The sequence below is a fragment of the Comamonas sp. B-9 genome (genome assembly GCF_000410635.1).
Taxonomy (GTDB): Bacteria; Pseudomonadota; Gammaproteobacteria; order Burkholderiales; family Burkholderiaceae_C; genus Comamonas.
Genome location: NZ_KE148546.1, coordinates 15,171 through 34,463, shown reverse-complemented (window position 1 = coordinate 34,463; position 19,293 = coordinate 15,171). Strand labels below are relative to the sequence as shown.

The 19,293-nt window shown below is 65.0% G+C and carries 17 protein-coding genes; 5 read left to right on the top strand and 12 right to left on the bottom strand.

Features of this window, described 5'->3' with window-relative positions:
- Nucleotides 1–17 precede the first annotated feature (17 nt).
- From H928_RS0109385 to rpoH, 6 genes are all read right to left on the bottom strand, one after another.
- Entirely contained in the window at nt 18–941 is a 924-nt protein-coding gene (locus H928_RS0109385) for a hypothetical protein (protein ID WP_021026261.1), read from the bottom strand.
- Nucleotides 938–2,881 carry a StlD/DarB family beta-ketosynthase gene (locus tag H928_RS0109380; RefSeq protein WP_021026260.1) on the bottom strand — a complete coding sequence of 648 codons (1,944 nt, stop codon included), beginning with the start codon at nt 2,879–2,881 and terminating at the stop codon, nt 938–940. The genes H928_RS0109385 and H928_RS0109380 overlap by 4 nt, the downstream gene beginning before the upstream one ends.
- A gap of 6 nt (nt 2,882–2,887) precedes the next feature.
- Nucleotides 2,888–3,751 carry a fatty acid desaturase gene (locus H928_RS0109375; RefSeq protein ID WP_084635746.1) on the bottom strand — a complete coding sequence of 288 codons (864 nt, stop codon included), beginning with the start codon at nt 3,749–3,751 and terminating at the stop codon, nt 2,888–2,890.
- Nucleotides 3,752–3,854: 103 nt separating this feature from the next.
- Nucleotides 3,855–4,619, bottom strand: a complete 765-nt coding sequence (locus H928_RS0109370) for a sterol desaturase family protein (RefSeq protein WP_021026258.1) — start codon at nt 4,617–4,619, stop codon at nt 3,855–3,857.
- Nucleotides 4,616–5,587: a tripartite tricarboxylate transporter substrate binding protein gene (locus H928_RS0109365; RefSeq protein ID WP_021026257.1), complete on the bottom strand. Its 972-nt coding sequence runs from the start codon at nt 5,585–5,587 to the stop codon at nt 4,616–4,618. The genes H928_RS0109370 and H928_RS0109365 overlap by 4 nt, the downstream gene beginning before the upstream one ends.
- Before the next feature lie 172 nt (nt 5,588–5,759).
- Entirely contained in the window at nt 5,760–6,737 is a 978-nt protein-coding gene (rpoH, locus tag H928_RS0109360; RefSeq protein ID WP_052329887.1) for an RNA polymerase sigma factor RpoH, read from the bottom strand.
- A 336-nt stretch (nt 6,738–7,073) separates the two neighbouring features.
- On the opposite strand from rpoH, the gene cutA reads away from it, so the two are divergent.
- A complete protein-coding gene (cutA, locus tag H928_RS0109355; protein WP_239644926.1) occupies nt 7,074–7,436 on the top strand; it encodes a divalent-cation tolerance protein CutA in 363 nt (120 codons plus the stop codon).
- A 26-nt stretch (nt 7,437–7,462) separates the two neighbouring features.
- Here cutA and H928_RS0109350 read toward each other — a convergent pair whose 3' ends face one another.
- The 3 genes from H928_RS0109350 to ftsY all read right to left on the bottom strand — a co-directional run bounded on the left by H928_RS0109350 (nt 7,463) and on the right by ftsY (nt 12,930).
- Nucleotides 7,463–8,242, bottom strand: a complete 780-nt coding sequence (locus H928_RS0109350) for a DeoR/GlpR family DNA-binding transcription regulator (RefSeq protein WP_021026254.1) — start codon at nt 8,240–8,242, stop codon at nt 7,463–7,465.
- 146 nt (nt 8,243–8,388) lie between these two features.
- On the bottom strand, nt 8,389–11,559 hold the full coding sequence (locus H928_RS0109345) for a choice-of-anchor U domain-containing protein (RefSeq protein ID WP_043339428.1): 3,171 nt from the start codon (nt 11,557–11,559) through the stop codon (nt 8,389–8,391).
- A 156-nt stretch (nt 11,560–11,715) separates the two neighbouring features.
- Nucleotides 11,716–12,930, bottom strand: coding sequence for a signal recognition particle-docking protein FtsY (gene ftsY / locus H928_RS0109340; protein ID WP_021026252.1), 1,215 nt, complete (start codon nt 12,928–12,930; stop codon nt 11,716–11,718).
- A 28-nt stretch (nt 12,931–12,958) separates the two neighbouring features.
- Between ftsY and H928_RS0109335 the strand changes: the two genes are divergently transcribed.
- The 4 genes from H928_RS0109335 to coaD all read left to right on the top strand — a co-directional run bounded on the left by H928_RS0109335 (nt 12,959) and on the right by coaD (nt 17,165).
- Nucleotides 12,959–14,404, top strand: a complete 1,446-nt coding sequence (locus H928_RS0109335) for a pitrilysin family protein (protein ID WP_021026251.1) — start codon at nt 12,959–12,961, stop codon at nt 14,402–14,404.
- Nucleotides 14,405–14,506: 102 nt separating this feature from the next.
- Entirely contained in the window at nt 14,507–15,850 is a 1,344-nt protein-coding gene (locus tag H928_RS0109330; RefSeq protein WP_052329884.1) for a pitrilysin family protein, read from the top strand.
- Nucleotides 15,850–16,563, top strand: a complete 714-nt coding sequence (rsmD, locus tag H928_RS0109325; RefSeq protein WP_021026249.1) for a 16S rRNA (guanine(966)-N(2))-methyltransferase RsmD — start codon at nt 15,850–15,852, stop codon at nt 16,561–16,563. The genes H928_RS0109330 and rsmD overlap by 1 nt, the downstream gene beginning before the upstream one ends.
- 104 nt (nt 16,564–16,667) lie before the next feature.
- The gene (gene coaD, locus H928_RS0109320; protein ID WP_043339436.1) at nt 16,668–17,165 is read left to right on the top strand and encodes a pantetheine-phosphate adenylyltransferase; all 498 of its coding nucleotides are present in this window, start codon (nt 16,668–16,670) and stop codon (nt 17,163–17,165) included.
- A 17-nt stretch (nt 17,166–17,182) separates the two neighbouring features.
- Here the strand turns inward: coaD and H928_RS0109315 are convergent, their stop codons facing one another.
- From H928_RS0109315 to H928_RS0109305, 3 genes are all read right to left on the bottom strand, one after another.
- Entirely contained in the window at nt 17,183–18,307 is a 1,125-nt protein-coding gene (locus tag H928_RS0109315) for a putative zinc-binding metallopeptidase (protein WP_021026247.1), read from the bottom strand.
- Nucleotides 18,308–18,435: 128 nt separating this feature from the next.
- The gene (locus H928_RS0109310) at nt 18,436–18,756 is read right to left on the bottom strand and encodes a BON domain-containing protein (protein WP_021026246.1); all 321 of its coding nucleotides are present in this window, start codon (nt 18,754–18,756) and stop codon (nt 18,436–18,438) included.
- Between the two features lie 93 nt (nt 18,757–18,849).
- A complete protein-coding gene (locus H928_RS0109305; RefSeq protein WP_021026245.1) occupies nt 18,850–19,236 on the bottom strand; it encodes a hypothetical protein in 387 nt (128 codons plus the stop codon).
- Nucleotides 19,237–19,293: the final 57 nt, after the last annotated feature.

The window sequence follows — 19,293 nt, the reverse complement described above, 5'->3', positions numbered from 1 at the left end:
GCTGTGGTCGATATGGATCAGCCGGCCTGCGCAGGCCGGCCGGCTGCCTGCCGGGTCTTGGCGATTTCGCGGCTGGGCAGTGGGGTCTCGCCGGTGGCCATGCGCATCAGCAGGCAGTGCAGCATCTCGGTGGACAGGCCATGGAGCACCAGGCGGTGGCCGGCGCGCAAGGTGGACAGCGGCACGAGCGGGTGCTTGTTGTTGAGCATCACCAGGTGCTCGGGCGAGGACAGGATCTTGGCCGCATAGATGGCAACGGTTTCGTCCAGCTGCAGTGAATTGCTGGCGCGCCAGAAATCGTTGTCGGTCAGCAGCAGCTGGTAGACCGGCGTGTAGACCTCGATGGCGCTTTGCAGATCGAGAATGTTCAGCCGGCCATGGGGCATCGCTGCCAGCTGCAGCGGCGGGTCGCAAAGCATGCCAAAGTCGGGCTCGGCCACCGGGCCCATGTGCTGGCCGTGGCTGCGCAAGCTGGTGTTGAGCCGGATGACAAAGTTGAACAGGTTCAGGTCGTGCTTCAAGAACAGCTCATCCTTGATGTCATCGATCTCCATCGGTGCCAGCGGCTTGGTGGGCACGGGGGTGGGCGCATTGGCGCCGATAAAGCTCAGGATCTGCGAGCCCAGGTGGAAGTGGCGCATGATGAGCCAGTTCGCCTCGGGCGAGACAAAGCGGTTCATGCTGAAGGCCAGCGTGCGGTGCAGCAGCTTGGAATGCGCCCAGCGCTTGGGCAGCAGCACCTTGAGGATCTGGATCAGGATGATGCTCAAGCGCGCAAGCGGCCGGATAAAGGGCAGCAGAAACTGGCGCGAGCGGCTGCTCGAATCCTTGAGCCAGGCGGCCTTGACATGGTCGGGCAGCGGCGTGCTGTCGTCCAGGTAGAGCGCGAGCCAGGGATTGGGGTCGCGCTCGTCGTGGGGAATGTCGCGGAAATCGGTCATCGTGCGCGCTCCGTGGCCGTGGCATCCAGAATATGCCGGAACTGCATCAGGTAGAGCGCGGCGGTATGGCGTGCGGTGGCGGCAATCGCTGCTGCGGCGGTGCCGCTTTCATCCAGCGCCATCACCATCTGCACGGCCAGCAGCCAGCGCTCCAGGTGGTCTTCGTCATTGGCGCCGTGGTACTCCAGAAAACGGAAGCACTCCGGGCCCAGCGCCAGGTGCTGGCGCAGCAGTGGCAGCAGGCTGGGGACGATGCGCTGGCCCGTGCCTTCGATGATGTAGATGGCGCCCAGGAGGCCAATCGGGTTGGGGGTGGCCGCCAGGCTGTGCAGGTAGCTGTTGAGCGCCTCGCCACCCGGGTTGCGGCGCAGCTGTTGGATATCGGTTTCGGTGCCACCGGCATTCAAGTAGTCCTGGTGCAGGATCTTGAAGTCGTTCTGCTCTTCGCTGGCGTGCACGCCCATCAGCGCGGCCAGCTCGGCATAGGCCCCTGTGAGCGAGGCTGCACCTTCGCGCATCCACAGGCTGCCTTCGCGCACCTGGGGCACCCACTGGCTCATCCAGCGCACATAGTCGGCCTGCTGGATCTGGCCGCTGTGGATGCGGTGCACCAGCGGCGTGCGCCAGACCTGGGAGCGGTAGTCATGCCAGATGCTGGCCAGCTCGGTCAGCAAGGGCGCCAGGCCCGCTGGAGCGGCGGCCGGGTCATGGGGCGGGGCGATCAGCGCGCTTTCTGCAGCGGCTGGGTGCTGTGGCGCGCGCTGGGCCGGGGTGCTGGCGCTGGTGGCAGACGTGCCGGCAGGCGCGCTGCGCTCCACCTCCAGCAGCATATAGCCGGCGGTAAAACGGCCGGACTCGGGCACAAAGCACAGCATGGTGTCGCCGGGCTTCAAGCGCTCGTGCTGGGTCTGCAAATACTCGGCAATCATCACAAAAATGGAGGCCGCGCCGGTATTGCCGCGCCAGGCCAGGTTGCTCCACCAGCGCTCGCGCGGGATCGACAGTTGCGCCTTGTTCAGCAGCTCATCGACGACGGGAATGAATTTCTCGGACGAGTAGTGGCAGAGAAAGTGGTCAATGCCGCGCTCGGGCAGCCAGCCCTGGTGGGCGATGCGGGCGTACTCGTGGATGCAGACATCAAAGAGGTGCGGCAGCAGGCGGATGTCCTGGCGCAGGGACAGCGCGCCAGCCGCCTCGGCCTCGGCCCAGGAGGGGAAATCGAGGTGGCTGCGCTGGCGGTCATGCGTCAGGCCCAGCTGCATGCACACGGGGTAGTCGCCGGCAAAGCTGCGCTGGTGGGTCCAGCGCAGTTTGAGGCGCAGATCGGGGCGCTGGGGCAGGGCGGCGCCCTGGCCCAGCAGCACGGCGCCGGCGCCATCGCTCAGCATCCAGCGCAAAAAATGCGCATCGAAATCGGTGTTGTAGTCCTGGCCCGCGTAGCGCGAGCGCTTGAACAGGCGCGAGGGCATCTCGCTGGCCACCGCCAGCGCATGGCCGTGGGTGCCGTGCTCCACCGCCAGCGCCGCGCTTTGCAGCGCGCCCACACTGGCCGCGCAGACGCCCTGCACGCTGAGCAGTTCCATCGGCGGGGCGGCCATCTCGCCCTGGATCATGCTGGCAAAGCCGGGCATCAGCGCGTCGCCGCCTGATGAACCGCTGGCCAGAAAGCCGATATCGGCCAGCGGCCGTGCGGCCTGCGCCAGGGCCGCCTCGATGGCGCCCTTGGCCATTTGCGCATTGCTGTAGCTGGTGCTGCCATCGGGCGCAATCGCGTAGTGGCGCTGCTGGATACCGTTTTCCGCGAGGATGCGGCGCTTGATGCGTTCGGACAGCCGGTTGAGCGGCGCGACATAGGCATCCATGCCGTCGTTGGCAATGGGGGCGCCGGGCATGAAGTGACCGGCGGATTCGATATAGACCTGCGAATAAGCGACTGGCATAGATGACTACTTTTTCTCCATAGGCGGCATCAGCGACCGGCTGCGGGCCGATCGGCAAACCATCCCTCCAACAAAGACCCGCGCCATATACGGCAGCAGGCCTGCCTCATTGAGCACCGGGTGGACCCGGTGTCGGTATTCATCGGCATGCAAGCGGGTCAGCTCGGACCAGTGGGCATGCGGACATTCATGGTGGGCGGTGTGCAGGCCAATATTAAAGAGCAGCGGGTTGACCCAGCCTTCAAAATTGCGCGCGTAGTTCAGCATGCCACCGTCGGTATCGTTTTTGGACTTTGGGGGCTTGCGGCCATCGGCATGGGCGTGTTGCAGGTAGTTGGTGGCCAGCAGCCAGTGCAGGCCATGGAGCTGGGGCAGGATGACAAAGACCAGCGCTTTCTTCCAGTCCAGCGCCAGCAGCGCCGCCCAGCTGCCCAGCCACAGCGCGTACTGGCCCATGCAGTAGCGAAAGGCGCCGGGCTGGCGCAGGCGCAGCCCCGCCAGCCAGCGGATGAACAGCGGGTACAGCACCCAGGCCGCCTGCAGCGGGTGGAGCAGGTAGCCCCAGAGGTGGTTGCTGTCACCGCCAAAACGGTAGGTGCGGGCGATATCCTGCTCGCCATGCTTGTAGCGGTGGTGGTTGGCCACATGGGCGGGCCAGAACACAAAGGTGGGGTGGCCCTGCAGCAGGGTCAGCGCATAGTCGGTGGCGCGGTTGGCCCAGCGGCTGCGGGGCCCCGTCCACATGCGCAGATGGGTGTGGTTGTGGTGGATGACGCCGATACCCAAGGTCAGAAACAGCTCGACCAGGTAGAGCCACCAGACCAGGCCATGCTGCCACTGCCAGGCGGCGATCAGCGGCAGGGCCAGCATGTAGAGCAGTGATTGCCAGTCACGCCAGTGGCGCAGCCGGGGCAGTGTGCGGGAGGCGGTGGCGGGCAGGGGCGGGCTGTCGTCGCGGGTCATGCCAACCGGGTCAAGCAGTGGGACGGCCTGGGGCCGGGCGTGGAGGGCGCGGGGGCAGCGGGTCTGCTTCGCTGCGCATCAGGCGGTCCATAAAGGCCAGTGCAAAGCCGTAGTTGCCGGCCGGCCGGGCATGGTGCAGGTGGTGGCGGCGGCTGGCGGCCAGCGGGTGGCGGGGCCCTACGCGCGGGAAAAAATCGTAATTGGCATGGCCCACGGCGTTCAGGAAGATGCTGAACACCGGCACCGAGGCCAGCGACCAGAAGGCAAAGTCATGCAGCACCATCGGCAGCAGGATCACATTGCCCAGCATCATCGCCTCGATGGGGTGGAAGCTGTAGGTCGACCAGGGCGTGACGACGACCGAGCGGTGGTGGTCGCCATGGAAGCGCTTGAACCAGCGCGTATGCAGCAGGCGGTGGTTGATCCAGAAATGCACGTCATTCCAGATCAGCAGCACCCAGATCTCGATGGCGATCTGCCAGCCGCTGGGCGCCACGGCGAAATGCGCCCAGCCCAGCTGCACAAAGCCCCAGGGCACGACCATGCCGAGGCCAAACACGAGGATGGAATAAAAAGACTGGCGCCACTCGCGCCGCAGCTGGTCGGGCTTGAGCGGCCGGGTATCGAGCACCCGGCCGATGCCGCGCTTTTGCAAAAAGCCGGTGAGCGCCGTCATGCCCAGTCCCCCGATCAGGTACAGCGCGCTGAAGAACACGAGGCCCCAGGCCATGACCTGCCAGGCGCTGAGATCGGTGAAGACTTGGGCGGCCGTCATTGCGCGCGGATGTTCTGCTCTTTGATGATGGCGCCCAGCGCCTTCACATCGGCATCAATGCGGTTCTTCAGACCTTCGGGCGAGCTGCCCACGGCCTGCCAGCCCTGCAGGGCGAGCTTTTGGCGCATCTCGGGGCTGCGCACGATCTCGCCGACGGCAGCGGCGAGCTTGTCGACATGGGCCTTGGGCATGGCCTTGGGGGCGGCCACGGCGTTCCAGATTTCCATGTCGTAGTTGGCAATGCCCAGCTCCTTGAGGCTGGGCAGGCCGGGGGCCAGCGGGCTGCGGGCGGCCGAGCTCACGCCAATGCCGCGCAGCTTGCCGGCCTGGATCTGGTTCATCGCCAGTGCGGGTGGCAGCATCGAGAGCTGCAGATCGCCGCCCTGGATGCCGTTGAACACCTGGGGGTAGCCAGGGTAGGGGATGTGCTCGGGCTTGATCTTGGCGCGGCTCTTGAGCAGCTCCATGCCCAGGTGGCCGATGGTGCCCACGCCGGGCGAGCCATAGCTCCAGCTGCTGCCCGCCTGGGTGGCGGCTTCGAAGAAGGCCTTGCCTTCGGGCGCCTTGGCCGGCGCCACCAGCACCAGCGGGGCCACGCCAATCAGGCCGACGGGCTGCAGATCGGTCAGCGGGTCGTAGCGGATCGCGGGGTTGAGCAGCCTGGCAATCGTCATATTGCCGTTGATCATCACGCTGAAGGTGTAGCCGTCGGTCGCGCGCGCCACGTACTCGGCGGCGATGTTGCCGCCGGCCCCGACCTTGTTCTCGACGATGATCGGCTGGCCCAGGGCCTTTTCCAGCGGCTCGGCCAACGCGCGGGCGGTCAGGTCAGGTGAGGATCCCGCCGGAAAGCCCACGATCAGGTGCAGGGGTTTGCTGGGCCAGTTGTCCGCAGCCAGGGCGCCGGTGCTGGCGAGGGTGGCCAAGGTGGCTGCCACCAGGCAGCGGCGGGGCAGGGAAAAATGCATAAAAGCTCCAGATTCGCATGGCTGCCCGCATGGGTGGAGGTTTATCCGTCTGTACGTCCGCCGGGCTCATACGGGCCATAAAAAAGCGCACAGGCCAGAAGGCATGTGCGCTTTGATTATCGCCAATTGCGATGCGGGTGTGTGCTGCGATAGCAGATCGTTGCAATACGGCTTAAGCGTACTCGGCCAAGGCCTTGCGCATTTTCTTCATGGCCGCAGATTCGATCTGGCGAATCCGCTCGGCGCTGACGCCATACACCGCAGCCAGGTCGTGCAAGGTCATGCCGCCCGAGCCGTCGTCGTTCACCTTGAGCCAGCGCTCTTCCACAATGTGGCGGCTGCGCTCGTCCAGGGTGGCCAGGGCTTCCTGGATACCGTCGGTGGCCAGGTAGTCGCGCTGGCGCGACTCGATCATGGCCGTTGGCTCATGCGATGCATCGGCCAGATAAGCGATCGGGCCATAGGCCTGCTCGCCGTCATCGGAGGGGCTCGGATCGAGCAGCACATCGCCGCCCGACAAGCGGGTTTCCATCTCGATCACATCTTCGCGCTTGACATTCAGGTGCGCGGCCATTGCGTCGATTTCGCTCTCGGAGAGCGTCTCGCGCTGCATCGCGCCGTCTTCCATGCCCGCTTCGGCCTTGAAGCCCTGCTTCATCGAGCGCAGGTTGAAGAACAGCTTGCGCTGGCTCTTGGTGGTGGCCACCTTGACCATGCGCCAGTTCTTCAGGATGTATTCGTGGATCTCGGCCTTGATCCAGTGCATGGCGTAGCTGACCAGGCGCACGCCCTGGTCCGGGTCAAAGCGCTTGACGGCCTTCATCAGACCGACATTGCCTTCCTGGATCAGATCGCCATGCGGCAGGCCGTAGCCCATGTACTGGCGGGCGATGGATACCACCAGGCGCAGGTGCGAGAGCACCAGACGGCCGGCGGCCTCGACATCACCGTTTTCCTTGAGTTTTTTCGCATAGCCCAGCTCTTCCTCGGGGGTGAGCATGGGGATGCGGTTGACCGCAGTGATGTACGCGTCCAGATTGCCCAGGGGGGGTACCAACGACCATGGGTTTGCAGGAGCCAATGCGGTAGAAATGGTGGCGGCTCCAGAATGAGTTGTCACGCTAGAAGTCCTTTCGTCTATGCGATACATAGTAACACCGGTAGGAGTCCCTTGATGCTGTGGGAGTTCCCATGCTGCGGTGCAGTAATCTCGGGTTTAAGTTTCAACTAAGAATGGCGGGGATTGGCGCCGATAAAGAATAGCTTGCTCCTGATTTTGATGCTATTCACATTTCTTTATCGTGGCCATAGCGGCTGGCAGGGCGCTGTCTGACACCTCTTTCCGCTTTCAGGGCAGTTGGAGTGGGAAGTCTGTGGATAAGTTCCGTGCAGGGAACTAAAAAATCTGGATATATTCTCAGTGTTTTTACGCTGTAGAGCAGCCTTTGAACTGCAGCGTGTTTGATAAAAATCATGGAGTTGAATGATGCATCCCTTGGCCATGAACCCCGGCCCCGCCGGCCACTACCTGGTGGCATGGGCGAGCACGACGGTAGACAGTGAGGCGGCGGCCCATGCGCTGGCCCAGGCGGGCGTGCAGGCCCGCTTGGCGGCCTGCGCCCAGGTCGAGAAAATCCATTCGCACTACTGGTGGGACGGTCAGTTGCAGCAGGCCGATGAATGGCGCATTACCTGGAAGACCACGCCTCCCAGCCTGCCGGCCTTGCAGCGTTTGCTGCTGCCGCTGCACCCCTATGCGCTGCCGCAGTGGCTATGGGGTGAGAGCGCGGCCAGCCCCGCCTATGCGGCCTGGGTCGCGGCGGAAGTGGGCTCTGCGCTGCAGGTGTGAAGGGCTACGGCATCTGGTCAGCCCGATCAGACGGGCAGCACAGCCACGCCCTGGGCGCCGAGCGCTGCCAAGGCCTCGGTGTTGGCGGGGTGGGCATTGGTGATCAGGGTCTGCTGGGCGGGTGGGCAGGCGACGGCGTAGCGGCTGCGCAGCCCTATCTTGCTGTAGTCGGCCAGCACCAGCATGGACGAAGACTGCTCGGCCATGGCGCTGGCCAGGCTGGCCTCATGCTCGTTGCCAAAGGTCACGCCATCCTGCGCGCTGATGCCCACCGGCGAGAGCAGGGTGACATCGGCGCGGTAGCGGCGGATCTCGTTGAGGGTGACCTCGCCATAGGTGCAGGGGATCTCAGGGTTGGTATCGCCGCCCAGCAGCACCACGCGCATGCGGTTGGCCGTGCCAGCGGGCGCCTGGGTGCCAGCGAGCTTGAGGGCGACGGTGATGGAGTTGGTGACCACGACCAGGCGGCTGATCAGGCTGAGCTCTTCGGCCAGGATGGCTGTGGTGGTGCCGGCATCGATAAACACCATCTGGCCCGGCTGCAGGCGTTTGACCGCTGCCTTGGCGATGGCGCGCTTCTCGGCCACGCGCAGCGCCTGGCGTTGCACAAAAGGGGGCTCGTCCTGCGTGACGCGGGCGACGCCGCCATGCACGCGCCGCACCAGGCCCATGGATTCGAGCGCCAGCAAATCCTGGCGTACCGTTTCGCGGGAGACCTGCATGTCCTGGATGAGTCGGTCGGTGCTGAGCCGGTCGATCGAGGCGAGCAGCGACTGGATGCGGACAAAGCGGTCTTCTTGCAGCATGGATGCGTTTCCTTCAAGGGCAGGCCGGCAGCGCGGCCTGCGCTATTTTGCAGTAACGGCCTTGACGGCCGTATGTAATAAAAAGGCCCCCTGCAAGACCCATGCCCAATGGCAGAAGGTGGTGCAAAGGGCCCGGAGGCTGCCAATCAGCGTTGACGACGCGCGAGCGCAGCGCCTGCCATCAGCAGCATCGACACCAGCAGCAGGGCCAGCGGCTGGTTGGTGGGCACGGGCGTTGCCGCTTGCGATGGCGGCACCACCACATCGGCAGGCACGGCGACCAGCACCGGGTCGACGATGGCGCCGTTGACCAGGCCGTCTTCGTCGAGCGGGCCGCCGTCGGTCACGGTGTAGCGCACCACGCCGCCGGCCATGCTGGCGCCGGCAATCTCGCTGACCTGGCGCTTGCCGTCAGCTGCGGTGTGCACCTTCATCACGCGGCTATTGGCGGGCAGGTCGGCGGGCACCTCCAGCCGGACCTGGGCGCTGAAGCCTTCATGGGCGCAGCCCGACAGCGTGAAGGACAGCAGACCGGTGGCGGCTTTCAGGCCGGCGGGCAGCAGGTCGGCAGGCACGGCGCTGACGCTGGCGTTGGACTGGTCGCAGCGGGTGGCGGCCTGGATGTTCAGGGCCATCGTGGGCAGGTTGCCGCCGGGCGTGGGCAGCTGGGTGTCGATCAGGTCTTGCACCGGTGGCTCGGGTTCAGGCGCAGGGTTGCCCAGCTCGAAGGAGCCGGTGGCGCTCCAGTCGGACCAGTTCAGGTGCGTATCGCGCACCCGCACCCGCCAGTACCAGCGCTCATCCTGGCCCAGCTGCAGCACCTGCGGAGCCTGGCCCTGGAAAGGGTCCCAGGCCGAGCCCTTGCTGCCATCGGCCTTGGCCAGCTGCGCATAGCACTGGCGGCCGCCCTGGCGCTCAGCGCCGCTGTCACCATCTTCATCCCACTTGTAGCCGCAGCTCCAGCGGTCACGCAGGCTGTTGCCGCCGGCAATGATGGCGCCGGTCAGCTTGCCGCGCGCCGTGCCCGCATCCACATTCGGGTAGACGCGCTTGGGGTTGGCCAGCAGCTGGCCCAGCGGCAAGGTCGCAATATCGGCATCCTTTTGTGTGTTGACGCGCACACCGTTCAGGTAGGTCCAGTTCTCGCTGCGGGTGTCGTTGCCCCAGACGTCGTAGACCGGTTGGCCGGCGGCAAACTGCGGGTCCTTGGAGACCTGCCATTGCGCTTCATAGAGCGCCGGGCCTGCGCCTGTGCGGTAGGCGAGCTTCAGGCTGGCAGGGTCAACCTTGCCGAGCTGGGCCTGGACCAGCTCGGGCTTGAGGGACCAGGCCTGGCTGGTGATGGCGATGCTGTCGTCGGGCGTGCTGCTGGTGGTGGACGCACCCAGGTCGTAGCGTTTCCAGGTGAGCGCCGGGGTGGCGCTGCCAAAGCTGGCTTCCAAGGTGCCATAGCCAAAGCTGAGCTTGGTGTTGGCGATGACGTCCAGGTCGCTGTCATCGCTTTGCTTGGCACCTTCCAGTGCGCCGCTGCCCGAGGCCACATTCAGCCAGAGGTGGCGGCTGTTCATCGAATTGCCGCGCTCATAGAAGTGCACATGGCCGTTCAAGTTGGCGGTGATGGCGCCGGTCGTGCGGCCATAGTCTTCCATCTGGGAGATGAAGTCGCAGGTGGCCATCACCTCGCCCTGGCGCCATTTTTCGCTCAGGCAGGGGTGGTGGTTGAGCAGCACCATATAGGGCTTCTTGTCCACGCGGGTCTGGGCCATCAGGCCGCTGAACCAGTTCAGGTGCTCCTGCATGTAGTCGGCGCGGAAGAGGCCCCGGCCGTTGTCATAGCCGGTCCAGCCACCGGTGTTGTGCATGGCCGAGGCGGGGTTGAAATCGCTGCCGACAATGCGCATGCCCAGGTAGTCCAGCTGGTACCAGTGCAGCGGGTGTTTTTCCGAGCCATTGGCGGGCATGCGGTTGAAGTACTTGCGGTAGGTCTTGGCCCAGCTTTTCTCGCTGCCGGCGCTGGCCTGCTCGCCGCCAAAGTACTCGTGGTTGCCGGGCGAGGGGATCAGCGGCACATAGGCCGTGATGGCGGCGAGCGGGCCGAAGAACTGGTCTTTCCAGTTGCTGCGTGTACCGCCCGAGCCGACCAGGTCGCCGGGCACCATGAAGCCAGCCAGGCTTTGCGCGCACTGGGCAGCAGAGCCCGCGCAGTCGTTGTTGATCACGCCCTGGGTGATGTTCTTGAGGCGGTTGGCCAGGCCATCCTGGGTGTCCGAGACCACGGCGAACTTGGCGGCAGTGACGCCATCGCCCTCGCGTGGCCAGGTCTTGAACTGAAAGGGGCCGGCCAGCTTGGGCGCTGCGCTGGTGCCGGTGACCACGGCGTACTCATAGAGCGTGTTCGATTGCAGGCCGGCGATATCGGCAAAGAAGATGCTGCTGTCGGCAAAGTCACCCACCGGGTTGATGGCGGGCGCCAAGGTGTAAGGCCCCGTGCTGCCAGCCAGGCGCCACCAGATGGTGGGGGCCGACTCACTGGTCTCCAGCATCACGGCCATGTGGTCGGGGCCGGGGTTTTGCAAGGTCGGGCCCACGGTCAGCGCCGGTGCATTGGCGGTGCTGGGCAGCTTGGCGGGGTCAAAGGGCTTGGGCGGTTCGCTGCTGGTTTGCGTCAGCACCACATCATCGAGGCCCCAGTACCAGTTGTTGTCGGTGTTCAGGTAGCTAAAGCGCAGGCTGACTTTTTTGGCGCCGGCCGGGGCACTGAAGGCCAGGCTCTCGGTCTGGTTCAGGCGCGAGGCACTGGTCTCATGCAGCAGGGTCTGCACGGAGCTGTCATCAAACACGGCCTCGACCTTGATGCTTTCCTTCTTGGTGCCACCCATCTGGAAATGGCTGAGAAAGCCCAGCGCGTAGCTGCCGCCGCCCAGCACTGCAATGCTGGGGCTTTCCATCACGGTGTTGAAGAACAGACCGCTGTTGGGCCGCAGGCCGTCGGATTCGGCCACCGCGATCTTGCCGCTGGCCTTGGTCAGCTTGGCGCGCTCCCCGCCCGAGACCTGGGCGGTCCAGTAAGCGGGCGTGACAAACCTCCAGCCCAGCCAGGGCAGTTTGGCGGCGCTGGAGCGGCCACTGGTGGCCACCGTCTCGGCGTTCTCCAGGCGCAGCGTCCAGCCGGCCGGGCCGGTGGTGCCCAGGCCGGCAGGTGCGTCTGCGCCCGCCGCATCAAAGTTCTCGCTAAAGACCACCGTTTGGGCCAGGGCCAGTCCGCTGACTGCCCAGAGCCCGGCGGCACACAGCTGCCGCAAGCTTGCTATTTTCATGAAACCTCCTGCCGTCAAGGCCGATGTGGTGAATGCATGTTTTCACCAGGAAGTGCAAAAAATAACAAAATTGCATGAAACTACAATGACGCGGGCGCAAAAAAAAGCCCTGCGCCAGAGGGCAGGGCTTGGAACTGCGACGGGGCTGCTGGGGGATCAGGCCAGCAGCGCCTGTGCAAATTCCTTGGCGCTGAAGGTCTCCAGGTCCTCGACCTTTTCGCCCACGCCGATGAAGTACACGGGGATCGGGCGCTCCTGCGCGATGGCCGCCAGCACGCCGCCCTTGGCCGTGCCGTCGAGCTTGGTGACGATGAGACCCGTCAGCTGCAGTGCATCGTCAAAGGCGCGCACCTGGTTGAGCGCGTTCTGGCCGGTGTTGCCATCGATCACCAGCAGCACCTCGTGCGGCGCGCTGGCATCGGCCTTGGTGACGACGCGCTTGATTTTCTTGAGCTCTTCCATCAGGTGCAGCTGGGTCGGCAGGCGCCCGGCAGTATCCACCAGCACGACATCCTTGCCCCGGGCCTTGCCGGCGGTCACGGCATCAAAGCTGACGGCCGCGGGGTCGCCGCCTTCCTGGCTGATGATCTCGACGGTGTTGCGGGTGGCCCAGACGCCCAGCTGCTCACGCGCCGCAGCGCGGAAGGTGTCAGCCGCCGCCAGCAGCACGCTCTGGCCGGCATCGGCCAGGTGCTTGGTCAGCTTGCCGATCGAGGTGGTCTTGCCAGCGCCATTGACACCGGCCACCATGATGACCGTGGGGCTGTGCTCGCCAATGACCAGCGGCTTCTCCAGTGGTGCGAGCAGATCGGCCAGCGCGCTGGCCAGCAGCTCTTTGACGGCAGCGGGGTCGGTGGTCTTGCTGTCCTTGACGCGCTGCTTGAGGTCATCGAGCAGATGCTGCGTGGCCTTGACGCCGGTATCGGCCATCAAGAGCGCCTCTTCGAGCTCTTCGTAGAGCTGCTCGTCGATCTTGGTGCCGGTGAAGACCGTCGCAATGCTGGAGCCGGTTTTGCGCAAACCGCTCTTCAAGCGGTTCATCCAGCTGTCGCGGCTGCCTGCGGGCTCGGGTGCTATAGTGATAGGAGCTGCCGGCGCCTGCGGGGCTTGTGTAACTGGGTTTTTCGTGACCGTTTCTGCAGCCGTGGGCGCCGGGGCTGCGGCCTTGCCACCCATGCCCAGGCCACGCAGCCAGCCCGTCTTGGCGGGCTCTGCGGCCACAGGGGGGATCGGGGTCACCGGCGCGCTGGGCACCTGGGGTGCGGGCGGCGGGACATCAGCCGCTGGAGCGGGCGCAGGCGCTGGCTCGGCGGCGGAAGGGCTGGGGGCTGCGTCGGCAGCGGGAGATTTTTTCTTGAAAAAACTGAACATTGTGCGCTACGTAGAATCAGCCTATTTTATGAAACGTTCCACCATTTTGCTGGCCTTGATGGCCTCCCTGGGCGCTGGGGCTTCTCCAGCCTGGGCTGCATCGCCTGTGCCCACCACTGCCATCGCCTCCAATTCTGCTGGTGCCCAGCAGTTCCAACTGTCCAATGGCATGGGCCTGATCGTACAGCCTGACAAGCGCGCGCCCACGGCGGTGCACATGGTCTGGGTGCGCGTGGGCTCGATGGACGAGGTCGACGGCCGCTCGGGCCTGGCCCATGCGCTCGAGCACATGATGTTCAAGGGTACGGCCACTGTGGCGCCCGGCGATTTCTCGCGCAAGGTCGCAGCGCTCGGCGGTCAGGACAATGCCTTTACCAACCGCGACTACACCGGCTACTACCAGCAGATTCCTTCGGGCAAGCTCGAAGAGGTGATGCGCCTGGAGTCGGACCGCTTTGCCAACAACCAGTGGCCCGACAGCGAGTTCAAGAAAGAGATCGAGGTCATCAAGGAAGAGCGGCGCATGCGCACCGATGACAACCCGCGCGCCAGCCTGATGGAGCAGCTCAATGCCGCGACTTGGCAGGCATCGCCCTACCACCGCCCGGTGATTGGCTGGATGGGCGACCTCGACTCCATGCACCCCGATGACGCCCGTGCCTTCCACAAGGCCTGGTATGTGCCGGAGAACGCCGTGGTGGTGGTCGCTGGCGATGTGGATGTGGACAAGGTGCGCGAGCTGGCCGAGAAATACTACGGCAGCATTCCAGCGCGCGCCTTGCCCGAGCGCAAGCCCCGGCCCGAGCCGCTGCAAAAGGGCGAGCGCCGGCTCGACTACAAGGCGCCTGCCGAGCAGGCCTATGTGGTGATGAGCTTCAAGGTGCCCGACCTGCGCAACCTGGTCGAGCCCAAGGACAGCGACAAGGATGCGATGGCGCTGTTGATGCTGGGCTCTGTGCTCAGTGGCTATGACGGCGCGCGCCTGGACCGCCAGCTGACCCAGGGCCCCGGCCGCGTGGCCGATGCCACCTTCAGCGGTGCCAGCGTGGTCAACCGGGGGCCATCGACCTTCTTGCTGGGCGGTGTGCCGTCGCAAGGCAAGACCGCCAAGGAGGTCGAGGCGGCCTTGCGTGCCGAGGTGGCGCGCGTGGCCAAGGAAGGCGTGGGCGAGGCCGAACTGGAGCGGGTGCGCACGCAGTGGCAGGCCTCTACCGTCTATGAGCGTGACTCGGTCTTTGGCCAGGCCAATGACCTGGGCTCCAACTGGGTGCTGGGCTTGCCACTCGATGCCAACGACAAGCTGCTGGCGCTGATGAAAACGGTGACGGCCGCGCAGGTGCAGTCGGTGGCTGCGCGCTATTTTGGCGATGACCAGATGACGGTGGCGACCCTGGTGCCCCAGCCGCTGACCGATGCCGACCGCGCCGCGCAAAAGCGCAGCGGTGCCGCGACCAAGGACGGGGCGGTGCACTGAGCACCACCTCGCGGCGGATGCGCTGCTTGGCGCACCCGCCAACGATTGTTTTTACCAGGGCCTGCCGCAAATGGCAGCGGGCCCTGGCTAGCAGAGATACCCATGCGAACCTCTTTTTGCAAAACACTGGTCGGCGGCGCAGCCGCCTTGCTGGCCTCCCATTCGGCCTGGGCCTTGCTGCCCATCGAGCATTGGACCCAGGACAGCGGCGCCCAGGTCTGGCTGGTCAACAGCCCCACGATCCCGATGGTGGATGTGCAGCTGAACTTTGATGCCGGCAGCCGGCGCGACCCGGCGGACCAGGCAGGCCTGGCCAGTGCGGCGGCCATGATGGCGTCCAAGGGCGTCAAGGCCCAGGGCAGTGCGCCTGCGCTCGACGAAAACGCCGTTGGCGAAGCCTGGGCCGATCTGGGTGCCAGCTTTGGTGCTGGTGCCAGCAGCGATGCGCTGACCTTCTCGTTGCGCTCGCTGACCGATAGCAGCCTGCTGGGCCGCGCCGCTGACCTGGCGGCGCGCCAGATGGCCCAGCCCAGCTATGACGATGCCGTCTGGCAACGCGAGCGCGAGCGCTGGAATGCCGCGATCAAGGAGGGCAATACGCGCCCAGCGGTGGTGGCGGGCCGCGCCTTCAACCAGGCCGTGTTTGGCAGCCACCCTTACGGGCAGCGTGCCACGGAAGAAACCCTGGCCCGGATCAGCCCGGCGCTGATGCAGCAGTACCTGGCGCGCTCGGTCGATGCCTGCCGCGCCAAGGTGACGCTGGTGGGCGCGCTGGACAAGGCCCAGGCCGATGCACTGGTCAAGCGCCTGCTGGCCCAGGTGCCGGCCACGCCCAAGGCGCAGTGCGCGGCGCCCTCCGAAGTGCCGGCCGTGCAGCCGCTGGCCAAGGCCGATGACATCCAGATCGCGTTTGACTCGGCCCAGGCCCAGGTGCTGCTGGGCCAGCCCGGCATCCGCCGCGCCGATCCGGATTTTCTGGCCGTGCTGGTGGGCAACCATATTCTGGGCGGCGGCGGATTCGCGTCGCGCCTGATGGAAGAGGTGCGTGAAAAGCGCGGCCTGGTGTATGGCGTGTACTCGTCGTTCAACCCGGGGCTGGATGCGGGCGCGTTCCAGATCGGTTTGCAGACCCGGCCTGACCAGGCCGCCGAGGCGCTCAAGGTGACGCGCGAGGTGTTGAGCGATTTCATCGCCAAGGGCCCCACCGCCGAGGAGCTGCGCGATGCCAAGGACAACCTGATTGGCGGCTTTGCGCTGCGCGTGGACAGCAACGCCAAACTCTTGGGCAATGTGACCAATATCGCCTGGAATGGCCTGCCGCTGGACTACCTGGACCACTGGACGGACCGGGTCGAAGCCCTCAGCGCCGACGATGTGCGCAAGGCCATGGCGCGCATGGTGCAGCCCGACAAGCAAGTGACCGTGGTCTTGGGAGCAAAACCATAATGGGACGCAGTGCCATCAAAAGCGAGGGCGCGTTGCGCGCCCTGGTGCAAAAAGCAGCCGCTGCGGCCGAGGCCGTGCCTGACGCGGCGCCCGCCCGCAAGCGCGGCAATACCGGCAACACCGGCAATGCCGCCCGCGTGGCAGCGTCCGCTGCCGGCGAGATCCGCATCATTGGCGGCCAATGGCGCCGCACCAAGCTGGCGGTGCTGACCCGCCCCGATCTGCGGCCCACGCCCGACCGCGTGCGCGAGACCTTGTTCAACTGGCTGGGCCAGGACCTGGCCGGCTGGCGCTGCCTGGATGCCTTTGCCGGCACCGGCGCGCTGGGGCTGGAGGCCGCATCGCGCAACGCGACCCAGGTGCGCATGGTCGAGTCCGATGTGCAGCTGGCTGCGCAGATCAAGCAGCTGGCGCAGAAGCTGGGTGCCACGCAGGTGGAGGTGAGCCGGGGCGATGCGCTGGCTGCGCTGCAGGCCTACACCGCGCACTGGGACCTGATCTTTCTGGACCCGCCGTTCTCCGGCCAGCTGTTTGTGCCAGCGCTCAAGGCGGCGCAGGCGGCGGTGACGGCGCAAGGCTTTATCTACCTCGAAGCGCCCGAAGCCTGGAGCGACGAGGCCCTGGCCGAGCTGGGCCTGGTGCGCCACCGCTACCTGAAGGCGGGCGCCGTGCATGCGCACTTGCTCAATAGGGCTGAGGCCGCAGCCGACTGAACGGGAATGCCTGCCCGCTGGCGGGGTGGTGGCAGAAATGGTTTATGCTGCGCTGCAATGCGCCAGGAGACTGGCACAACGATGATGCTTTGCAGGAGACAGACATGACACTGGCCATCTACCCAGGCACCTTTGATCCCATGACCCTGGGCCACGAAGACGTGGTGCGCAGGGCTTACCAGTTGTTTGGCAATGTGATTGTGGCCGTGGCCGAAGGCCACCACAAGAAGACCATGTTCTCGCTCAAGGAGCGCATGGACATGGCGCGCGAAGCGGTCAAGCACTACCCCAGCGTGCGGGTCGAGAGCTATTCGGGCCTGCTGCGTGATTTTGTTGTCGCGCAAGGCGGCAATGCGATTGTGCGTGGCCTGCGCGCGGTCACCGACTTTGACTACGAGTTCCAGCTCGCTGGCATGAACCGCTCGCTGATGCCCGATGTGGAAGCGGTGTTCCTGACGCCCAGCACCCGCTACCAGTTCATCAGCAGCACCTTTGTGCGCGAGATCGCGATGCTCAGCGGCGAGGTCGACAAGTTTGTCTCGCCCTATGTCGCGCAGGAGCTGCAGCGCAAGGTGGCGCAGCGCCGGGCCGAAGAGGCCTGATGTCGGCGCGCAGCCGCTCAGTGCTGGTGCATCACCGGTGGGCGGCCACTCTCGAGCGGGTGGGGCCGCCGCACAATGTCGTGTACATAGCGCAGCTTTTGCAGCGCCCCGGCCGATAGCGCAAATGGGTAGGCATCCTGCTGGCCCAAGCTGCGGTTGAGGCTGTTGAGCAGCAAGGTCACCGGCACCCACTGCGCGACCATGTCTTCAAAGCGCGGAGGCGGCCGGACAAAGGGGTCGCTGATGGTGACCGAGGGGCGGCCTTCGGCCATCGTCAGATCGGTTTGGTAGCTGGCTGCAGTTTCCAGCATGTCGACCATATGCAGATAGTGGGCCCAGGATTCGGCCCAGTCTTCCCAGGGGTGCGCGCTCGCATAGGCGCTGACGAATTGCGCACTCCACTGCGAGTAACCCGGCGGGTTGGCATAGTAGTCCTGCAGCGCCTGCGCATAGCTTTGGCGCTCATCGCCAAAGAGCTGGCGAAAGCTGTCGAGCTCGCCGCCATCGCGCACCAGCTTGTCCCAGAAGAAATGGCCCGACTCATGGCGCAGATGGCCCAGCAAGGTGCGGTAGGGCTCGTGCAGGGCCACACGGCGGCGCACGCGCTCGTCATCGTCGGCCTCTGCGATGTTGATGGTGATGAGCCCATCGGCATGGCCGGTGATCACCGGCTGGTCGGGCACATCGGCGAGGAACTGGTAGTGGGGCGTCCAGCTCGGCTGATCGGGGTGCAGCCCCAGGCGCGCCAACGTAACGTAGAGGCGCCGCTTGGCGCTCTCCAGCTTTTGCCAGCGCAAGGTGTTGCCCGCGACCGAGAGATCGGGCAGCACCAGTGTCTGGCGGCAAGAGCTGCAAAGGTGGTTGGACTCGCCGGCCGGAATCGCAAAATTGCAGGCCTGGTACTGGTCGCGGTTGGCGCACATGCGGTAGCGCTGGCTGCTGTAGGTCGCCTTGGAGGGAATGCGTTGCCACAAGGGGGCTGGCTCCCCCGCCGCAGGTGCTGTACCGTCCGCCTTCACTGCTGCCATGGCCCCGACGTCGTCGCAGTCGGGCAGGTAGGCGAGCGTGGCGCCGCAATTGACGCAGTGCACGCTCTCAAAAAAAACCAGGTGACCGCATTGGTCGCAGTGGAAAAGACGCATCAATCAAGCTTAACGCATCGCTGGGCAATTGACCATGGCTCCCAGGTCGGACGAGGGCTGCTTTCAGGGACGAAAAAAAACCAGCTGGCATGCACCAGCTGGTTTTTGGTGAGCCAGGCTCGCGCAGCTTATTGCTTGACGATCAGGCTGTTGCGCACTTCGGTCACGCCCTTGACGCCGCGAGCGATCTGACCGGCACGGTCCTTTTCCATTTGCGACTTGGCAAAACCGGACAGCTGAACAATGCCGCCGTCCATGGTCTTGACATTGATGGAGCTGGCCGAGGTGTCCTTGTCTTCAGCCAGCTTGGCCTTGACAGCGGTGGTCACAGCGGAGCCATCGATGTATTCACCCACGGTTTCTTGCTTGCGAGCCACGGAGCAGCCAGTGGCCATCACCAGGGTTGCACCAGCAAAAGCAGCGATAGCGATAGTACGGGAGAGTTTCATTTTTGTTTCCTCGCAAAGTGTTGTTAGGGTGCTTGAAAATCGATCGGCATCTGCACCGCACTTATCCGTTGTATGCCGATAGATGCTTGAAAATCAGTCGCGACGGCGGGTTGCCATGATGACCAGGGTTGCCAAGGCGGCACCTGCTGCCATAGCGATGGCCATCGACTTGCCCGGTTGGTCGGAGACGTACTCGTTGGCACGCTCCTGGGCACGGTAGAACTGCTCACGGGCACGGTGCGAAGAGTCAGCCGCCAGGCCAATGCCACGCTCAGCCCAGTCCTGTGCACGGGAGGCAATGTGATCGATGGAATGGTTCTTTTCATGGCCGTATTCATCGATGGCACGCTCGGCCTTGTTGGCCGCGGACTTCACGGCACGGCGCGTGTGGCCCACCGCCTTTTCAGCGCCATCGAGCACGTCGTTGGCGGTGTCTTCCACTTTGTCCACAGCGTCCTTGGCAATTTTTTCGGTATCCATGAAATAGCCTCTTTCTATGATGTTCAATGAAGATCTTGCAGTGTACGTTGACCTGCG

Coding starts and splice junctions, on each gene's coding strand:
- H928_RS0109385 (WP_021026261.1), bottom strand. CDS start 941: ATGACCGATTTCCGCGACATTCCCCACGACGAGCGCGACCCCAATCCC.
- H928_RS0109380 (WP_021026260.1), bottom strand. CDS start 2,881: ATGCCAGTCGCTTATTCGCAGGTCTATATCGAATCCGCCGGTCACTTC.
- H928_RS0109375 (WP_084635746.1), bottom strand. CDS start 3,751: ATGCTGGCCCTGCCGCTGATCGCCGCCTGGCAGTGGCAGCATGGCCTG.
- H928_RS0109370 (WP_021026258.1), bottom strand. CDS start 4,619: ATGACGGCCGCCCAAGTCTTCACCGATCTCAGCGCCTGGCAGGTCATG.
- H928_RS0109365 (WP_021026257.1), bottom strand. CDS start 5,587: ATGCATTTTTCCCTGCCCCGCCGCTGCCTGGTGGCAGCCACCTTGGCC.
- rpoH (WP_052329887.1), bottom strand. CDS start 6,737: ATGTATCGCATAGACGAAAGGACTTCTAGCGTGACAACTCATTCTGGA.
- cutA (WP_239644926.1), top strand. CDS start 7,074: ATGCATCCCTTGGCCATGAACCCCGGCCCCGCCGGCCACTACCTGGTG.
- H928_RS0109350 (WP_021026254.1), bottom strand. CDS start 8,242: ATGCTGCAAGAAGACCGCTTTGTCCGCATCCAGTCGCTGCTCGCCTCG.
- H928_RS0109345 (WP_043339428.1), bottom strand. CDS start 11,559: ATGAAAATAGCAAGCTTGCGGCAGCTGTGTGCCGCCGGGCTCTGGGCA.
- ftsY (WP_021026252.1), bottom strand. CDS start 12,930: ATGTTCAGTTTTTTCAAGAAAAAATCTCCCGCTGCCGACGCAGCCCCC.
- H928_RS0109335 (WP_021026251.1), top strand. CDS start 12,959: ATGAAACGTTCCACCATTTTGCTGGCCTTGATGGCCTCCCTGGGCGCT.
- H928_RS0109330 (WP_052329884.1), top strand. CDS start 14,507: ATGCGAACCTCTTTTTGCAAAACACTGGTCGGCGGCGCAGCCGCCTTG.
- rsmD (WP_021026249.1), top strand. CDS start 15,850: ATGGGACGCAGTGCCATCAAAAGCGAGGGCGCGTTGCGCGCCCTGGTG.
- coaD (WP_043339436.1), top strand. CDS start 16,668: ATGACACTGGCCATCTACCCAGGCACCTTTGATCCCATGACCCTGGGC.
- H928_RS0109315 (WP_021026247.1), bottom strand. CDS start 18,307: ATGCGTCTTTTCCACTGCGACCAATGCGGTCACCTGGTTTTTTTTGAG.
- H928_RS0109310 (WP_021026246.1), bottom strand. CDS start 18,756: ATGAAACTCTCCCGTACTATCGCTATCGCTGCTTTTGCTGGTGCAACC.
- H928_RS0109305 (WP_021026245.1), bottom strand. CDS start 19,236: ATGGATACCGAAAAAATTGCCAAGGACGCTGTGGACAAAGTGGAAGAC.